Source organism: Metabacillus idriensis, from assembly GCF_050483325.1.
GTDB classification, from domain to species: Bacteria; Bacillota; Bacilli; order Bacillales; family Bacillaceae; genus Bacillus_P; species Bacillus_P idriensis_A.
The window spans coordinates 1-17,015 of record NZ_JBCMYF010000029.1 but is presented as its reverse complement, the minus strand read 5'-3'; the positions used below and the strand labels follow the sequence as shown (position 1 = coordinate 17,015).

Annotated in this window: 17 protein-coding genes; 3 read left to right on the top strand and 14 right to left on the bottom strand. The window is 40.0% G+C overall.

Translation table 11 applies throughout. The features are described from left to right. Nucleotides 1-643: 643 nt before the first annotated feature. From ABEQ24_RS16115 to ABEQ24_RS16095, 5 genes are all read right to left on the bottom strand, one after another. A complete protein-coding gene (locus ABEQ24_RS16115; RefSeq protein WP_430007739.1) occupies nt 644-913 on the bottom strand; it encodes a hypothetical protein in 270 nt (89 codons plus the stop codon). A gap of 4 nt (nt 914-917) precedes the next feature. Continuing rightward, nucleotides 918-1,307 (bottom strand): hypothetical protein, encoded by a 390-nt coding sequence (locus tag ABEQ24_RS16110; protein WP_430007738.1) that lies wholly within the window; start codon nt 1,305-1,307, stop codon nt 918-920. Next, complete coding sequence (locus ABEQ24_RS16105) at nt 1,304-1,678, bottom strand: DUF2089 domain-containing protein (protein ID WP_430007737.1); 375 nt, start codon at nt 1,676-1,678, stop codon at nt 1,304-1,306. Before ABEQ24_RS16105 ends, ABEQ24_RS16110 begins: the two co-directional genes overlap by 4 nt. Before the next feature lie 272 nt (nt 1,679-1,950). Then, nucleotides 1,951-2,304: a VOC family protein gene (locus ABEQ24_RS16100; protein ID WP_430007736.1), complete on the bottom strand. Its 354-nt coding sequence runs from the start codon at nt 2,302-2,304 to the stop codon at nt 1,951-1,953. A 123-nt stretch (nt 2,305-2,427) separates the two neighbouring features. Further along, entirely contained in the window at nt 2,428-2,973 is a 546-nt protein-coding gene (locus ABEQ24_RS16095; RefSeq protein WP_430007735.1) for a DinB family protein, read from the bottom strand. Nucleotides 2,974-3,848: 875 nt separating this feature from the next. Here ABEQ24_RS16095 and ABEQ24_RS16090 point away from each other — a divergent pair. Beyond that, nucleotides 3,849-5,591 carry an ABC transporter ATP-binding protein gene (locus ABEQ24_RS16090; protein WP_430007734.1) on the top strand — a complete coding sequence of 581 codons (1,743 nt, stop codon included), beginning with the start codon at nt 3,849-3,851 and terminating at the stop codon, nt 5,589-5,591. A 70-nt stretch (nt 5,592-5,661) separates the two neighbouring features. On the opposite strand, the gene ABEQ24_RS16085 is transcribed toward ABEQ24_RS16090, so the two are convergent. From ABEQ24_RS16085 to ABEQ24_RS16055, 7 genes are all read right to left on the bottom strand, one after another. Continuing rightward, entirely contained in the window at nt 5,662-6,204 is a 543-nt protein-coding gene (locus ABEQ24_RS16085; RefSeq protein WP_430007733.1) for a GNAT family N-acetyltransferase, read from the bottom strand. Nucleotides 6,205-6,515: 311 nt separating this feature from the next. Then, complete coding sequence (locus ABEQ24_RS16080) at nt 6,516-7,592, bottom strand: glycerophosphodiester phosphodiesterase (protein WP_430007732.1); 1,077 nt, start codon at nt 7,590-7,592, stop codon at nt 6,516-6,518. Between the two features lie 162 nt (nt 7,593-7,754). Further along, nucleotides 7,755-9,011: an efflux RND transporter periplasmic adaptor subunit gene (locus ABEQ24_RS16075; protein WP_430007731.1), complete on the bottom strand. Its 1,257-nt coding sequence runs from the start codon at nt 9,009-9,011 to the stop codon at nt 7,755-7,757. Nucleotides 9,012-9,019: 8 nt separating this feature from the next. Next, complete coding sequence (locus tag ABEQ24_RS16070) at nt 9,020-9,688, bottom strand: hypothetical protein (RefSeq protein ID WP_430007730.1); 669 nt, start codon at nt 9,686-9,688, stop codon at nt 9,020-9,022. Nucleotides 9,689-9,838: 150 nt separating this feature from the next. Further along, nucleotides 9,839-10,924 carry a DUF4179 domain-containing protein gene (locus tag ABEQ24_RS16065; RefSeq protein ID WP_430007729.1) on the bottom strand — a complete coding sequence of 362 codons (1,086 nt, stop codon included), beginning with the start codon at nt 10,922-10,924 and terminating at the stop codon, nt 9,839-9,841. Then, nucleotides 10,921-11,487 (bottom strand): sigma-70 family RNA polymerase sigma factor, encoded by a 567-nt coding sequence (locus tag ABEQ24_RS16060; protein ID WP_430007728.1) that lies wholly within the window; start codon nt 11,485-11,487, stop codon nt 10,921-10,923. Before ABEQ24_RS16060 ends, ABEQ24_RS16065 begins: the two co-directional genes overlap by 4 nt. A 138-nt stretch (nt 11,488-11,625) precedes the next feature. After that, nucleotides 11,626-12,057 (bottom strand): NUDIX hydrolase, encoded by a 432-nt coding sequence (locus ABEQ24_RS16055; RefSeq protein WP_430007727.1) that lies wholly within the window; start codon nt 12,055-12,057, stop codon nt 11,626-11,628. 210 nt (nt 12,058-12,267) lie between these two features. On the opposite strand from ABEQ24_RS16055, the gene ppc reads away from it, so the two are divergent. Then, nucleotides 12,268-15,033 carry a phosphoenolpyruvate carboxylase gene (ppc, locus tag ABEQ24_RS16050; RefSeq protein ID WP_430007726.1) on the top strand — a complete coding sequence of 922 codons (2,766 nt, stop codon included), beginning with the start codon at nt 12,268-12,270 and terminating at the stop codon, nt 15,031-15,033. Nucleotides 15,034-15,052: 19 nt separating this feature from the next. Here ppc and ABEQ24_RS16045 read toward each other — a convergent pair whose 3' ends face one another. Further along, nucleotides 15,053-15,631 carry a hypothetical protein gene (locus tag ABEQ24_RS16045; RefSeq protein ID WP_430007725.1) on the bottom strand — a complete coding sequence of 193 codons (579 nt, stop codon included), beginning with the start codon at nt 15,629-15,631 and terminating at the stop codon, nt 15,053-15,055. A gap of 196 nt (nt 15,632-15,827) precedes the next feature. Between ABEQ24_RS16045 and ABEQ24_RS16040 the strand changes: the two genes are divergently transcribed. Beyond that, entirely contained in the window at nt 15,828-16,223 is a 396-nt protein-coding gene (locus ABEQ24_RS16040; protein ID WP_430007724.1) for an SET domain-containing protein, read from the top strand. A gap of 77 nt (nt 16,224-16,300) precedes the next feature. Here ABEQ24_RS16040 and ABEQ24_RS16035 read toward each other — a convergent pair whose 3' ends face one another. After that, on the bottom strand, nt 16,301-16,492 hold the full coding sequence (locus tag ABEQ24_RS16035) for a hypothetical protein (RefSeq protein WP_430007723.1): 192 nt from the start codon (nt 16,490-16,492) through the stop codon (nt 16,301-16,303). Nucleotides 16,493-17,015 lie beyond the last annotated feature (523 nt).

Here is a 17,015-nt window from a genome sequence, read left to right as displayed (position 1 = left end):
CGAAAAGTCTCAGAGAATTGGTCAATTGCGCTTTAACACCAAAACTTTATAAAGCTGCAGGCGCGTCTTTAAAAACTTTTGTGCCCCTTGACCGGGCGACTCTCGATCCTCTTCTCCTGCAGGAAAGGCAGTTTTTTTTGCAGGATGGAGATGTAGCCGTTTGATTCTTAAAAAACTATAAAGTTAATTCTGTAAATAGTAAATCAAATAAAACTAACTATCAATATAGTCTGACCATTTTACATCATCATCCAATCCTTTGACCGCTTGAACTTCTAGTTGTGTGATTGTCATACTAACGTCTCCTTCATATTCACTTTCTGCGGGAGACATTTTTTCGCAACTTCACCACTTATATCACCTCAACAAATTACATCCATTATTAAGAGGATAAAATAGAATTCAATAAAAAGAGCGTCACTCCCTTCTTGGACTAACGCCTCCACTTGATGAATATCATCTATCTTGTTTATCGAAGAAAAACGACTTTTAGTGGAAAATGGGTGCTATAGTCAGCATTGGTGCTGATCAGAAAATCAGAAAAACACTGTTAGTTTCTAATATTAGCTGAATGCTATTTCTATAGATTAGGCACAAAAAGACGAAGCTGATTCCATTAAAAAATGCGATGTAGAAGTTTTAGTTAAAGCTTTACTTCTACTTCTGTTCCATCCTTCAATTTCGTTTCAAAAAGGATAACTCCACTGTGCTTTGAAAATCCCTGCAGCAGAGGCTTCAAATCTTTTCTTTCAATTTCCGGGAAGATGAATTTGCTGCCATCCTTTTCAATTGCTTTATTTATTAGGCGAATAATCCTTTTTGATGTAATAATCAAACTAACCAAATTTAAAATCGCATAAGGAACGGGGATGGAGAATCGTTTATCCTTTACTTTCACCTTGACTTTTAACATAAAACTACTCAATGACCACAAGAACTTTATCACCGTTAGCCGATGTGATGTCAACAATCTTTCCGTCCAATTCGTTTTCAATTGCTTCGATGAGCAGGTCCACGTTAATATCTTTTACATATTTTTCTGCTTCAGGTATTTTTTCAGCAATATTTGTACCTACTTTTAAAACAGCCTTTACAAGATTAATTGGTAAATTCACATTTACATTGTCACCTTCATCTGAGGTCACACGAACCTTTAACATTTTATTTCCATACGGGACTTCTTTTTTTATTGTCACTAGTTCCGGCTGGTCTTTACCTTTTAAAATAGTAATTAATTCACTTGCTTTTTCCTTATCAATCTTACCTTCCTCCATCAGCGTTAAGACTCTAGAAATTTCGTCCTTCATGATTCTTCCCCCTCTTTTAATAACTGAATGGCTTTATCTGCCGTAATTTCGCCTTTTTCCAATAACGATACAATTTTTTTCTTATCAACTTCCTGTTTCTTATGAGAGGAATACCCCAAAGCAGAGATAATTTCATCTAATTTTCCTCTGACAGTCGGATAAGAAATTCCGAGCTCCTTCTCGACCTCTTTAATATTTCCACGGCATTTAAGAAAAATCTCAATAAAATGCAGCTGTTCCTGACCGAGAGCCGCCAGCCTTGAAACTTCAAATTCATTTTCTACCGTTGTCTGACAATGGTTACACTGCAGCTTAGTAATTTTAAGCGCCTTCCTGCAAACAGGACAATTAGTGAGTAAAGGATACGACATACTGTTCTCCTTTCTTTCGTTTAACCACATCTTACACCACATCTTTCATTTTTCAAATAAACACTTAAAATTATTTAGTAAAATTTATATTTTAATTCAATAAATTAACTTTCAAATTAAATAAATTAATTTATTGTTCAATTAAGTAAAAAAAAAAGACTCATTGGAGAGTCTGTCTGATTGTAGAGAAAGGGATAAGAGCCTATTTGACACTTAAAAGAGTTCTTCGAAAAGCTGGTTCTTCAGTTTAAAGGGCCGATTTTTAATATCATTTAACACTTACATATCATCAAATGATTTCCATCTGGATCTCTGAAATTAAAATAATGATGATGTTCAATTTCCGTTATCACATCAACTTTCTTTTTCTTCATATAGGTATAAGCTTCCTCAATATTTTCTGTATTGAAGTGGAATAAGGGAGTTTTGATTATATTCTGTTTTGTATAAATCTTGCTGTCTAAAACAATACCTGTACCTTTCATGGGTAAAACATAAATATGCCCAAACTGTATTTCTCCATCAGCTTCTGCACCTAAAATATCACAATACCAATCCCGTGATTGCACGATATTGCTGACTGGAATAAAGACTGTTCCGATTTGATTTAATATAGGTCTGTTCAAAAAAAACACCTCCAGGATTATTTATGTATTACATTCATATTTGAAATAAGATTAAGAATGGTGACTGTCCAGTAATTTCATGTAAATATTCCAGGCTGTTAATAGACCATTTTTCTAGTCCATTCAGTTCTCAAGCTTTTCTTCCAATTCTTTCTTCTGTCTTAAATGATGACGAAAATGCATGTCGACTAGATCAAACCATTCCCTTGCATTGAGCCACCCGAATCCCCCATGTTTTACTTTGAAATTTGGGTTTATCGCATCTGCCTTCCCTTCCCACTCTTCCATTTTCTCTTCTACTTGAATGAGCCCCTGCATAAGCTCCTCTTTCCTTTTGCTATTGCTTGGTGTGTTTCCGGGATCATCGGACAATTTGATTTTAATGGCTGGAAAACCGCCTCGTCTGTATAAATTCTCACCGGCTTCGGTCTTCCCAAGTTTTTGCTCTTCATTTGCTGCTGCACAAGCTTCAATATTATCAAGATACTCAAACGCAACCTCAATCAAGTGAAGATACATTTGTCCGATAGACCAAGTCCCTTCTGCAGAAATATGTCTTAATTGAGCCTCCGAAAAATCCCGCAGGTGGTCTTTGTAGATTTTAATTGTTTGATTGCCATTCAACATCAACACCTCTTTTGCATTTTCGATCTTATTTGCTATTTTCATCAGAACACTTCCGATAAAATCTGATTCAAAAAATTGTCGTTTTTGCAGGTTTAAATATGAACATTTCTCTTTTACCGATCAATAATCCTTCTATTATTATAGTAATCATATAAATCTGCAATTATATTATGTAAATAAAACACAAAAACCACCATCAAGTCCCCAAATGGTGGTTTTAAAAGAAGACTGTTTTCGTATAGATATTTGTTTTTGTATACCCTATAAATAGGGTTATTGTGCAGAAAAGTAGAATCAAATGCACGCTATTATTCCACATTTTAGGTTGTTGAACTGAAAAGTGGAATCAACCGCATGTTATGACTCCACAATTTAGGTTTTTGCACGGAAGAGTGGAATCAGCCGCATGTTATGATTCCACCTTTTAAGTTTTTGCACGGAAGAGTGGAATTAACCACACGATATGATTCCGCCATTTAAGTTTTTGCACGGAAGAGTGGAATCAACCGCATGTTATGATTCCACAATATAGGTTTTTGAACTGAAAAGTGGAATCAACCAAGTCCCCCTACTCTCCAGAAGAAGTCAAGTTCATTGTACGGATTTGGTGGGTAATGAAAATACATTCAACCTGCTTCCTTAGAATTTATAAAGTATTCACATGCTGCAATGTATTCTATAAAAACGGAATGGGTGAATGGCCTAAAGTCTTGACTTATGAACCAATAAAATAATTTTTACGTTCATTTCTTTATAAAATCGCTTACAATAATAGTACTAACATACAAGGAGGCCATTTAAATGAAAAACATGACAAATCAAACAGCACCAGCATATGAGGGTGAAACACTTTCTTAATGTAAACGGTGTTCCCTCCCCTTATATGTGTAATTAAATAACACAAAAAGGGGTAAATCATGCGTTTTCCAGTCAAAAAATTTTTCTCTTATTATAAACCTTATTTAAGACTGTTTCTTTCAGTATTGGCGTGCGCTTTTATTGTATCAGCTGTGACTTTGGTGTTTCCGCTGCTTGTCAGGTATATTACGAAGGATGTTCTAGAAGGCAACTTGTCGATTGCACTGAATAAAGTGTATTGGATCGGCGGGCTCATGCTTTTGTTAACCGCCATTCAGAATCTCGGAAACTATTTTGTAGACTTTAAAGGTCATGAAATAGGTGCGCGGATGGAGAGTGATATGCGCAGTGAGCTGTTTGCCCACATGCAGAAGCTTTCGTTTAGCTTTTATGATAAAGAAAAGACAGGACAGCTGATGTCCCGAATAACGAATGACCTGCTGCTCCTTTCCGAGCTTTACCATCATGGACCTGAGGACTACGTCAAATACGTTGTCCGTTTTATCGGAGCATTTGTCATTTTGTTTTTTATTAACGCGCCATTGACGATTGCTGTCTTCTGCTTTCTTCCATTTTTAGGTGTATTTGCTTTGTATTTTAATAAAATGCTGAACAAGGCTTTACGCGACAATAAAGAAAGAATCGCAGACGTAAACGCACAGACAGAAGATAGTTTATCTGGAATTCGTACTGTTAAATCTTTTGCCAATGAGCAAATAGAGATTGAAAAGTTTGACCGGGAAAATAATCGATTTCTTAACAGCCGAAAGAATACTTATAAAGCTGAGGCACTGTTATACAATAGTTTTGAAACCATTATCCAGCTGATTACTATCACAGTCATTATTTTCGGCAGTGCCAGTATCGTGAACAAAACATTAGATTTAGCAGATTTAATTACTTTTTTACTGTATATCAGCTTTATGATTGAGCCAATTCAGCGATTGACTCATATGAGCACTCAGCTTCAGGAAGGAATCACTGGCTTTCAGCGCTTTATGGAAATCATGAATCTGAAGCCTGACATTGAAAACAAACCGGATCCTGTGACCTTGTCAGACGTTTCTGGTGAAATTACATTCAATCAAGTTTCGTTTAGTTACGAGGAAAATTTGAACAATGTCATAGAAAACCTGTCTCTTCAAATAATTCCTGGAGAATACATTGCGCTAGTTGGTCCGTCTGGCGCCGGGAAAACGACTTTCTGCTCACTCATCCCCCGCTTTTATGATGTAACAGGCGGGAGCATTTTTATAGATGGAGTCGATGTCCGCGATCTTGATCTGCAGTCATTAAGAAAGAACATTGGGATTGTACAGCAGGATGTTTACCTTTTTTCAGGAACAGTGATGGATAACATTCGCTATGGAGATCCGGAAGCGAGTGACAATGAAATTATAGAAGCAGCAAAGCTTGCCAATGCACATGGCTTTATCACGGCATTGCCAAATGGCTACCGCTCCGAAATCGGACAACGGGGTGTCAAACTGTCAGGAGGCCAAAAGCAGCGGCTGAGCATCGCTCGTGTATTTCTGAAAAATCCTCCTATTCTCATTTTAGATGAAGCTACTAGTGCGCTTGATAACGAAAGTGAAAGCATCATAAAGGGGTCACTTGAGCGGTTAGCAAAAGGACGTACAACGATTGTGATTGCCCATCGTCTTTCAACGATCCGCCATGCGAATCGAATTGTTGTCTTAAATGAAAATGGCATCGCAGAACAAGGGACTCATGAATCATTGCTGGCACTTAACGGAGCTTATTCACACCTTTATGCAAAACAATTTGATCTATCTATTTAGACAACGAACGGCTGCCCTCCTTGATGGAAGGCAGCCGTTCAGCTTAAAATCAGATAAAAGTGCTTTTATTTTACAAAGAAATAAATTCTTGTTTTGTCAAACCAAAAACCATCATATCCCAGTGCTTTCCGTTTGTATAAACCATATGACGCAAACGCCCTTCCTCCATAAATCCAAGACGGTTATGAAGCCGAATTGATGCTTCATTAAAGCTGTAAACATAGGCATTTACTTTTTCATAACGGAGTTCATTAAAAAAATAGCGCAATAAAACCTTTATGGCATCGCTTGCGTATCCTTTTTTCCAATGCTCACGGAAAAGACTGATACCATAACTAAACGTCCCATTTCGCGGGTCGCATTTGTCAGTATTTAAACAGCCGACTAAATCCCCATCGAAGTTTTCAATAGCAAGCCTGACACGATGTCCATCCCAGCCTTTACTTGTCTCTTCCTCTGTCCATTTTCTAGTTCCCTCTTTTGATCTCGGCCCATATATTGCATCATTTAACCTTGCTGTTTCTGAATCTAGTCCATCATGATGAAATTTCTCCCAATCAGACAGCTGCACGGGCCTCAGCCGAACTAATTTCCCTTCCCAGCAATTATTCATTTTTCAGACCTCACTTCATGATGTTAAATTTGTTTTGAGAAATTTTCTAAAAACAATTATTTTTCATCGGTTGCTTTGAAAACCTTTATCGCCCTTTTCCTGATCCCTTTAAGTACTTTAAGATCCTCTTAATCGTGTTCATGCGCAAAATCTCCTAACACTAGTTTTTTACATTACTAATATACTAGAAAATCCTTTTATTTCCTTCTCAACCATACCATACAGTCTATAAAAAAAGCTGATATTTTCTGATCTTTTAAGCGAATCCAGCAAAAAAAAGCAACCCCTCTTATTGGGATTGCAAATTCCAGTTATTTTTTTGGTGCTTTATATCCTTTAGGCATCTTAAACCCTTGCTGTGCCATGACTTCCCTCAAACGGTCGGGATAATCAGTGATCATTCCGTCAACACCATCTTCTGCCAGCTTGTTCATAGTCGGGATGTCATCCACTGTCCAGGGAATCACTTTCATTCCTGCTGCGTGTGCATCATCAACCATTTGTTTTGTTACATACGGTTCGTAGTTTTCATCGGTGATTTTGCCGTTCTGAGGAAATCCGTGTACTGGCGAGATCGCGTCTGCACCAAATGACTTGGCTGCTGCCACTAAGTCCCCGTCAAAATCATCAATGTCAATTCCTCCAAGCCATGGGGATGCTCCAGGCTGGCCTGGCTGCAAAAATTGCGGACCATTCGTTAGCGCTACGAGTGGAAGACTTGGTTCAATTTCACGCATGCGCATCAGTGAACCCCAATCAAAGCTTTGAATCGTAACTCGATCGAGCATCCCTGCCTCGCGGACCTCTTTTGCAACTATTTGGACAAATTCCTCACGAGAAGCGGTTTCATGAGGGGCACCCGCTTCTACCTTTGTTTCAATATTCATTTGAACTTTCTTAGCATTATAGCGTTTAACCAAATCGAAAACTTCGGTAAGCAGCGGCATCTTAGCACCTGGACTGGTCTCTTGTCCCGGATACTGGGGCTTCGTTTTTGAACCGCAGTCAAGTGTGCGGATTTGCTCAAGCGAAAGGTTTTTTATGTATTTCCCAACGTATGGATACTCAGGATCATCAGCGAATGCAGGAGCGGTATCCTGACAGTTCCCCAAAGAAATCTGGCGGTCATGTGTCACAACAGCCTGATGATCTTCCGTAATCTGCACATCCAGCTCAAGAGTGCTCACTCCAAGTTCAAGAGCTTTAGAGAATGATGCAATCGTAGATTCCACAGTAAGTCCCATTCCGCCGCGGTGTGCCTGAAGATCAAATTCATTTGATCCTTTGACATGCCCAGCCGCTGAAACGATTTGTCCATTTCCAGCTGAAACGGCACTTCCCATCATTAAGGCTGCCATTGCTGCACATAACATTTTCTTCCTTTTCATCTGCCCATCTTCTTTGTCCTTTTTCTGCTTCTACAAAAAAAGGATAAAGAAAGTTTGTTAATTCAAGTTAAACGGAATAATAAGAAATTATGAAGATTTGCCATAAGAAAAGAGACGGAATGAACATTTTGCCCTCAATGCCAATTCCGTCTCTTATTTTTCTTATTTATGAACGATCCCTCTTAAAATCAGCCGGATGATCTGTTCACCAGAAAATGTTTTCAGCGTTTTCTCTTCAACATACTGATGATGAATTGGCATGAATATCTCCATCTTATCTTTTAAATCACCAGATGGAAAACTGACGATTCTCTCGCCCTGTGCTAATCCTTGCAGAACCTCGTTGCGGGTGTTAACTTCCAATCCGAGATTTATAGTGCGTTTTTCCAGTCTTCCATTCTTAATCACGTAAACATAGTGTTTACCTGCTTTTTTTTGAATAGCAGAATCTGGTAGGACGACAACTCCATTCCGCTCATCAAGGACGATATCTAAATTGACATGGTATCCATGATGCCATGTCTCTGCAGCTTCAATCAATTCAGCTTTAAATGGATAGAAACTCTCTTTCTCATCAACTGATGGAACACCGATTGGCTCCATTATCAGTTCTTTTACCGAGCCTTCTTTTTTCGTTTCAGGTAATACTTCTGCAGCTGCTACTATTTTTTGACCTTCTTTTACTTTAACCGCTTGTTTTTCTGAAAGCTTTCCTTCAATCAGGAAAGGCTGATTCGAATGAATGGAGACTACTGAGTCATTTTCAGTTTGTGCATATGGATTGATTTCAGTGACCGTTCCATCCATCTTGCTGGTAACCGTATATTTCGCTTTCTCTCCCTGCAGCTTTGCGATTTTCTGATTCAGTCCGTCCTCCTGCAAGTTGAGATCCTCAATTTGATCCTGTTTGTCGCCAATTTGATTGCTTATTATTTCTTCGCTGTTATCGTTTTGAGCAGCCGCTTCTGCATCAGTTGGGTCGTTATCAAATGAATCAGCTGTAGAGTCAAATTCTGCATCGCTCAGCGGCTGCTCAAGCGAGGACAATTCAGATTCAGCAGAACTTATACGCGCAGTCAATCTGGTGATCTGCTGTTCTAGTTCCTCAATTTCAGCATCGATGTGTCCGGTTTGATAATCAAAGAGGATATCGTCTGCCAAAACTGCATCTCCCTCAGAAACCAAGACTTCATTAATCGGACCTAACGATTGATTATATTGAATGGAGTAAGTTGAAGATGGGATCACGACTCCTTTAGTAGAAAGCAGTTTCTTTAAATCCCCGTTTTTAACATTGGAGTAGGAATGCAGCGCTTTAGAACGCTCTATGCGATCTGAGCTCAATATGATACTTAAATTAATGATGACGAATACTAGACTAATAGCAGTAATAATTCCGATCAGCGTTTGCTTTTTCATATGTCCCCCTACAGCAAAATTCCCAAGTTTTGCGTCAATAAAACGAATGCAGCAGTGACCAAAATAAAGATGAAATGAGCAAATATCACAATGCTGATGATCGATTTCATCGTTTTATCCGACATCTTTTTCAAAGCTGCCATTTGGATCCATGCACTCCATATTATAAAAATCGTAACTTGACTTAGTGTATTCACAAGAAAAGCCTGGCCTGTCATTAACTGAATCAGAACTCCAAAACCGAAAGGCGAGGATTCAGAACTGATGCCCAGAAAATAAAAGAGCGGGAAGTTCAGCGCTTTTTGGAAAAATAGTAGAATGGCAGGAAACAGCCCTACCGTAAAAAGCTTGCTCCACCCTATCTCATAAAAAAACACTCTAAAAACGAATGTGAAAAATAGAATCGTAAATAATGGAGACATTAACCCGGATATAAGCCCGCCAATCCCGAAAAGAAGTTTAGCCGATTCCAGCTTTTCTCTGCCGGCTGTATCCATCATTTTCATGATTTCTTCCGTATGTATGCCTAAATAAGCGCTGCCTGCAGCAAGCAGCAGACTTAATCCTATAAGTGCAGCTATTCTAAGCGAAAGACCTTTTACTTTTTCTGATTCATGAAGCTTTTCAAAATAGGTAAAAGGGTTCAGCAAGCCTTCAAGTATTCGAACCTGGTGCATGATCGTCCTCCTGTCAAAAATAAAAAACGTTACTAGAAATTTATAACATATTTCCCGTATGTAAAACAGGCATTTTTACAAATTAATATAAATAAGACCCCTTAACACGGGGCCTTTTTTATGCATATTTTCAATTGAACATTCAGCTGATTATCGAACTTGAATGACAACATCATCAAGCTCAAACTCTTCTCTTCCCTTACCTGACTTTTCTGGCAGCACAATTTCCTTAGAACCTTCCTTTGTGTATTCTATTCCTGACATGTTGTCTGAACTGGAGAGCATGACTTTTGGGGTTACAATCAATTTTGAAGCTCTCGGATCAAGCTTTTCAAATGTCTTGCTCCAATTCATATGATATTGATCTGAACCGGAACCGCCGTTGCCTATACCTGTATAAACGTTCCCAAAATCATCTTTTACTTCCAAATCAACGTAAGCATCTTCCCACTTTTCCTGAACACTCTTTGTAGCACTTTGTTCATAATAAACAATAAAAGATAAAGGAGTATAGGCTACTCTGTCTATCTTTACTTGAATGCCTTTGTCACTAGTTGATTGATTCACAAGGCGGGACTTATTTTCTGTTGCTTTAAGAGAAAATCCGAACTTCCAGTCTCCTTCGATTTCTTCTTCTTTTTCTCCATGTAAAACGGTTATGCTGTCTATATCCCACTTCACCATAACGGAGTCTTCGTTTATACCTTCAAGTGCGCTGGCTGTCATGAGTCCAACATACTGGCCATCGCCGGTTTTTCTGATTTCAGAGCTGCCTGACATCGCTGTGCTACCTTTAATATCGAGATGGTTGAAAATAATCGGATCATCTCCCAGATCTTTTTCACTTTCAACAGAGAATGTGACGGATACGGTTTCGCCGTCAAAGACAGCATCATTGATCATGACTTTGATGCCGCTGCTTTCTTCAAATAGATTTAATTCTGTGGAATATTCTTTGTATTGATTATAGAAGCCGCTCTGATTCTTGTCCAAGTACTGGAATATGTCGCCTACCAGCGGTATTTGACTTGCAGCAGTTGGAAAAGAAAACCCCAGTACAACAGTTGCAGCTCCAATTAGTACCGCTGCTGCAGTATGTTTATACCAGCGCATCGGTTTTCTCTTTTTGAGCGAATTCTTAAGTCTTTCTTTTACCCTTACTTTTTCAATCTCGCTCACTTCCATTTCTTCTTCCACCAGATCGAGTGAATTAAAATGGCTGTACAAATCCTTCATGCAAAACTGCCTCCCATATTCAATTTCATTCGGCTCTGCTGCAATTTTTTCTTGCCGCGGTATATCCGGTTATCAACTGCTGCTTTCGTAAGCCCCAAATTCCCTGCAATTTCTTCATTCTTCATATCCAGGAAAAATTTCATAACAAAAATGTCACGGTCCAGCGCTTCAAAATCACTCATCAAGTTCAGCAGTTCATTTTTATTTTCTGAAGCAAGCCATTCATCTTCAGCTGATTTCCCGCTGCATTCTGCCAGGTTATATGCAGCCGTTTCATTGCGTTTAACCGCTTTCCGATACACATCAATTGCTTTAAATTTCGCCACCGCGCACAGCCACTTACGGAAATCAGTCTGATCCCCCTCGAACTGATTCGCGTGATCCCAAATTGCCAAAAAAACATCATTCATGCATTCTTCCATTAAACCTTGGTTTTCTAATGGTGAAAGAACTTTATAAGTAATTCCTTTTACCAGCGGCAAATACTCGTCCACCACGTATTCCAGCGCATCTTCTTTTTTTCGTTGCAGCCTTTTAATGAAATTTTGATCGGTAGATTTCATTTCGTTTAACTCCTAACTTTTTGTAAAAGCTTTTACACTCTATACAACGAAGCTATCTTTCTTTTTTTCTCACATTTTTAAAAAAATGTAAAAGCTGCATAAAAGAAAGGAAGGCTCATCTTTGAAATGAGGCTTCCTCTACAGATTTCTTATGAACGTATATGGTATGGCAGGACTCTGATTTGTGAGTACACCCTGTTCTGCTGCGAAATGTAAATATTTTGACGCCTGTTCAGCATCCATCCAAGTGATTTCTTCTATTTCTCCGGGCATGACGATTTCCTGTTTTCCGCCGGTTATACTGCCGCGAAAAGTAAAGAAAATAGCATGATGTCCCCTTTCTTCAAGGAAGGCTTCACTGATATGAATCAATCCTTGAACAGAAACCTCTAACCCCGTTTCTTCTTTAACCTCTCGAATGGCAGCGTGATCAAGTGTTTTACCATCCTCCACTGCGCCGCCCGGCAATGTATAATAAGAGGAAGAACGTTTGCCTATATTTTTAACCATTAAAATCTTATTAGTTGTATCATCATATAAAAGAACGTAAACTACATTTACTCTTTTCATTACGTTTCATCACCTTAAACCAGTAATCCCGTCCATATAAATGTGGGCAGTATGACACAATTTTAACATGAACATTCTAAAAATTAGAACAATAAAAAAAGCGAATACTATGCATTTTTATACGATTCATGGTAAACTTATCATTATTTTAATTTTCAAAAAACACATATTAAAAAGATGGAATCCATTCCAGTAAAAGAGGTGCGTAAAATGACGGTAAAAACAGAAACCATACAAGATCGTGATCATAACGCGGCACTGCGCCGTGATGTAAAGTTCCTTGGAAACATGCTTGGAGATGTGTTAGTCCATCAGGGCGGCCACCCCCTCTTAGACAAGGTTGAGAAAATCAGGGAGATGACAAAATCGCTTCGCAGCAATGCGGATGAATCTATATATGCCGAGTTAAAAAGCGAAATAAACACCCTTGAACCTCCGCTGAGAAAGCAGGTTATCAGAGCATTTGCGGTATATTTTCATCTAGTTAATATTGCAGAGCAAAATCATCGCATCAGACGCAGACGCGATTATCAATTTCAGGAAGAATCTGTGAAGCAGCCGGGTTCTTTAGAAAATGCCGTTGCCTCTTTAAAAGAGAATGGCATTGATGCGGATGTTATCCAGAATCTTCTCAAAACGCTTTCACTTGAGCTGATTATTACCGCCCATCCAACTGAAGCGACAAGACGAAGTGTGCTTGAAATCCATAAGCGGATTGCCACGCTCCTAAATAGTCTGGATCAGCCGATTCATACAAAGCGTGAACGTGCCGAATTAGAGGATCGTCTGTTCAATGAAGTCGTGATTTTGTGGCAGACAGATGAGCTGCGTGACCGTAAGCCTACCGTTATGGATGAAGTCGCAAATGGATTGTATTATTTTGATGAAACGCTATTTGAAGTGCTCCCTCAAATTCATCAGGAATTAGAAGATTGTCTGCAGTCTAACTATCCGGAAAGCAAATGGCAGGTACCGAATTTCCTCCGCTTCGGATCGTGGATCGGCGGAGACCGCGATGGCAATCCAAATGTAACGGCAGATATCACTTGGAAAACACTGAATAAACACAGAACGCTTGTTGTCCGCAAATATAAAGAGTCTCTAAAATACTTGCGCAAACGTCTGAGCCAGTCTACAAAAAGAGTGACTGTCAGTGATGAACTGCTTGATTCAGTCCGCGAAGAAGTGTCTCTTTTAAGTAAAAAAGAAAGATGGCAAGTTGAGCATGAAGTGTATCGCTGCAAATTAACAATTATGCTTAAAAAGCTTGATCCGCAGAGTCCGTTTGGCTATACTTCCTCACAGCAATTTTCAGATGATTTGAAGCTGATTCAGCAAAGCGTCAAACTTCATCATCCTGAAGGCCATGAGCTGAAAAGCCTGCAGAAGCTGATCCGCCAGGTTGACCTGTTCGGCTTTCATCTTGCAACCCTGGATATCCGCAATCACAGCGGCGAGCATGAGGCTGCAATTAATGAGATTTTCCATTCCGTAAAGCTTGCTGAGAACTATTCCAGCCTGCCAGAGGAAGAAAAAATGAAGCTTCTTGGTGATGTTCTGCAAGATCCAAGACCTCTTGTTTCCTTTAAAGAAGATTACTCAAAGGAAACACAGAATGTTTTAGATGTGTTCCAAATGATCCGCAATGCACACAACGAATTTGGCGAGCGGTCAATTGAAGTGTACTTGATTAGCATGACGCAATCAGCAAGTGATTTACTTGAAGTGATGGTTCTTGCCAAGGAAGCAGGTCTTTACCGTCTGCATCCTGATGGGCGGGTTGAAAGCAAGCTGAATGTCGCTCCCCTCCTTGAGACGATCGATGATTTGATTGCAGGCCCAAAAATTATGGAGCAGCTGTTCCAATTGAATTTCTACCGCAAGCATCTGGAGGAGCAAAATAACCTGCAGGAAATCATGCTTGGCTATTCGGATGGAAGCAAGGACGGCGGTACGCTTACAGCGAACTGGAAGCTCTACAAAGCTCAGCAGGAAATTCATGATATGGCCAAGCAATACAGCATTCGCCTGAAATTTTTCCATGGACGCGGCGGTTCACTTGGACGCGGCGGCGGTCCTCTAAACCGCAGCCTTCTTTCTCAGCCGGCTGAAACACTTGGAGACGGAGTGAAAATTACCGAGCAGGGCGAGGTTCTTTCCTCCCGCTATGGTTTATATGACATTGCTTACCGCAGTTTAGAACAGGCAGCATCTACACTTCTTACAGCTGCCGCACATGTTTCAAACGAAGCGGAACAGTCAGATATCCGCACGAATGACTGGGAAGATACGATGGATCAAATATCAGCTGTCTCTCTAAAAAAATATCAGGAGCTGGTCTTTAAAGATGCGGACTTCTTGAATTATTTTAAACAAGCAACTCCCCTGCCTGAACTTGGGGCGCTAAATATAGGATCGCGTCCGATGAGCCGAAAAGGAAGCGAGCGGTTTGAAGATTTGCGCGCCATCCCTTGGGTGTTCGCATGGACCCAGAGCCGTCAGCTCCTCCCTGCTTGGTATGCAGCAGGAACTGGATTACAAAGCGGGACAAAGGATACAGCAAATCTTGAACGCCTTCAGCAGATGTACAAAAGCTGGCCGTTTTTCCGTTCAACCATCGACAACCTGCAAATGGCGTTACTAAAGGCCGATTTAATGGCCGCAAAAGAATACCTCGCTATGGTTGACGATCAGCAGGCCGCTGAACGGATCTTTAATGATATCACGGCAGAATACAACAGAACGAAAGAAATCCTGCTCCATATTACCGGACAGACAGAGTTAATGGATCACATTCCAAACATCCAGGAATCTGTAAGGCTCCGCAACCCGTATGTGGATCCATTAAGCTTTTTCCAAGTTGAAGTGATTTCCAAACTTCGTGAAGCCGGAAATGACCTCCCTAATGAGGAGCTCTTAAGTGAAGTGCTTCTGACGATTAATGGAATTGCTGCAGGGCTTCGTAATACAGGCTGATGTAAAAAAATCGGACATGTTAAGTGTCCGATTTTTTTGTGTGTTTTTTTATATAGACGACAATGTTTATCAAAATTCCAAGAAACAGCAAGCCAAAACTTGCATAGATCAGACTCCACTTTACAAACGAAAAAATGGGAGTCAGTTCTGCTATAACAGGAGTTTTCTCCGGGTATCTGGCCATCACAGCGGAAGATGCTGCATTCTCCAGATAGTCAAAAAACGCACCGCCGAACGGGATGAGATGAACTGCCCTGAATGGATTTGCTGATGGCATTACACGATATAGCACAGTCAAAGCCGCGGCCAGAAAAGACAAATACACAAGCGGCCAGATTACATCAAACGTAAATCTTGACTGAATGTAATACGCTCTGCCCTTCTCCCCATACTCATCAGCTATTTTATACAATTCTGCAGAAGAATACAGATAAGATCCATCCGGGGATTCAATTGTGCCAGTCATTTCTTTCGACGTTTCAGCGACGTTCGGCAGCACAACCAGCATGAACAGGAAAAAAAGGACGATTGAAGCTAATAGTGTCTTCCATCCCGCCCGTGAATAAAGCCATTCCGAAAAGCTTTTGAATCTGTTCATTTTCATCCCCCAAGTTCGTTGTTTTTCATTTAATGTACCATTCTATGCTTTGCAGCAGTACTTTAATTGTTTTTAACTTAAGGATTTCCAACTAAAAAATGAGAACAATCCGTGAAAACAGTTGCTTTTCTCAGAGCGACCTGTCAAGCTTAAGTAAGTAAAAAACTTTAACAGGAAAGAACATACAGGTGACGAAATGATTGAAATTAAAACATCTTCCCTCAGCGACGGGGAATTTAATAGAGGCGTGTTCGCTACTCGCGACATCGCAAAAGGCGAAATTATCCACGAAGCTCCCGTAATTCCTTATCCAAATGCCGAACACGAACATATCGAAAAAACAACACTTGCTGATTACGCATTTGAATATGGCCAGAACCACACAGCCATTCTGCTCGGCTACGGCATGCTCTTCAACCATTCCTACACGCCAAATGCAACTTATGAAATCAGCTTCGAAAACCATACCTTCATCTTCAGCGCATATAAAGACATTAAAGCTGGAGAAGAAATTCTCATCAACTACAACGGCGACGAAGAAGATCAGGAGCTCCTTTGGTTTGACCGGGAAGATGAAGAAGAAAATAAGTAATGGAAAACTGACTCGTGGTGGGTCAGTTTTTTTGTTGGATTGTATTTCAATAATTAGATTCCACTTTTCAGCCTCATTCAATCAACTGTGGAATCATAGAACCCTTTGATTCCACCTTTCACGCTCATTCCATCCATTGTGGAATCATAGGACCGTTTGATTCCACTTTTCAGCCTCATTCCATCCACTGTGGAATCATAGCACCTTTTGATTCCACTGTGCTTCCTCATTCCATCGATTGTGGAATCATTGCATCCTTTTGATTCCACTTTCCAGCCTCATTCCATCAACAGTTGAATCATAGAACCCTTTTGACTCCACTATGCTTCCTCATTCCATCGATTGTGGAATCATAGAACCGTTTGATTCCACTTTCCAGCCTCATTCAATCAACTGTGGAAACCTAGCACCTTTTGATTCCACACTGCTTCCTCATTCCATCGATTGTGGAATCATTGCACCCTTTTGATCCCACTTTTCAGCCTCATTTAATCAACAGTGGAATCATAGAACCCTTTGATTCCACCTTTCACGCTCATTCCATCCATTGTGGAATCATAGGACCTTTGATTCCACTTTTCAGCCTCATTCAATCAACTGTGGAATCATAGAACCTTTTGATTCCACTGTGCTTCCTCATTCCATCGATTGTGGAATCATTGCACCCTTTTAATTCCACTTTTCAGCCTCATTCAATCAACTGTGGAATCATGGCACCCCTTTGATTCCACCTTTCACGCTCATTCCATCCATTGTGGAATCATAGCACCCGTTTGATTCCACCTTTCACGC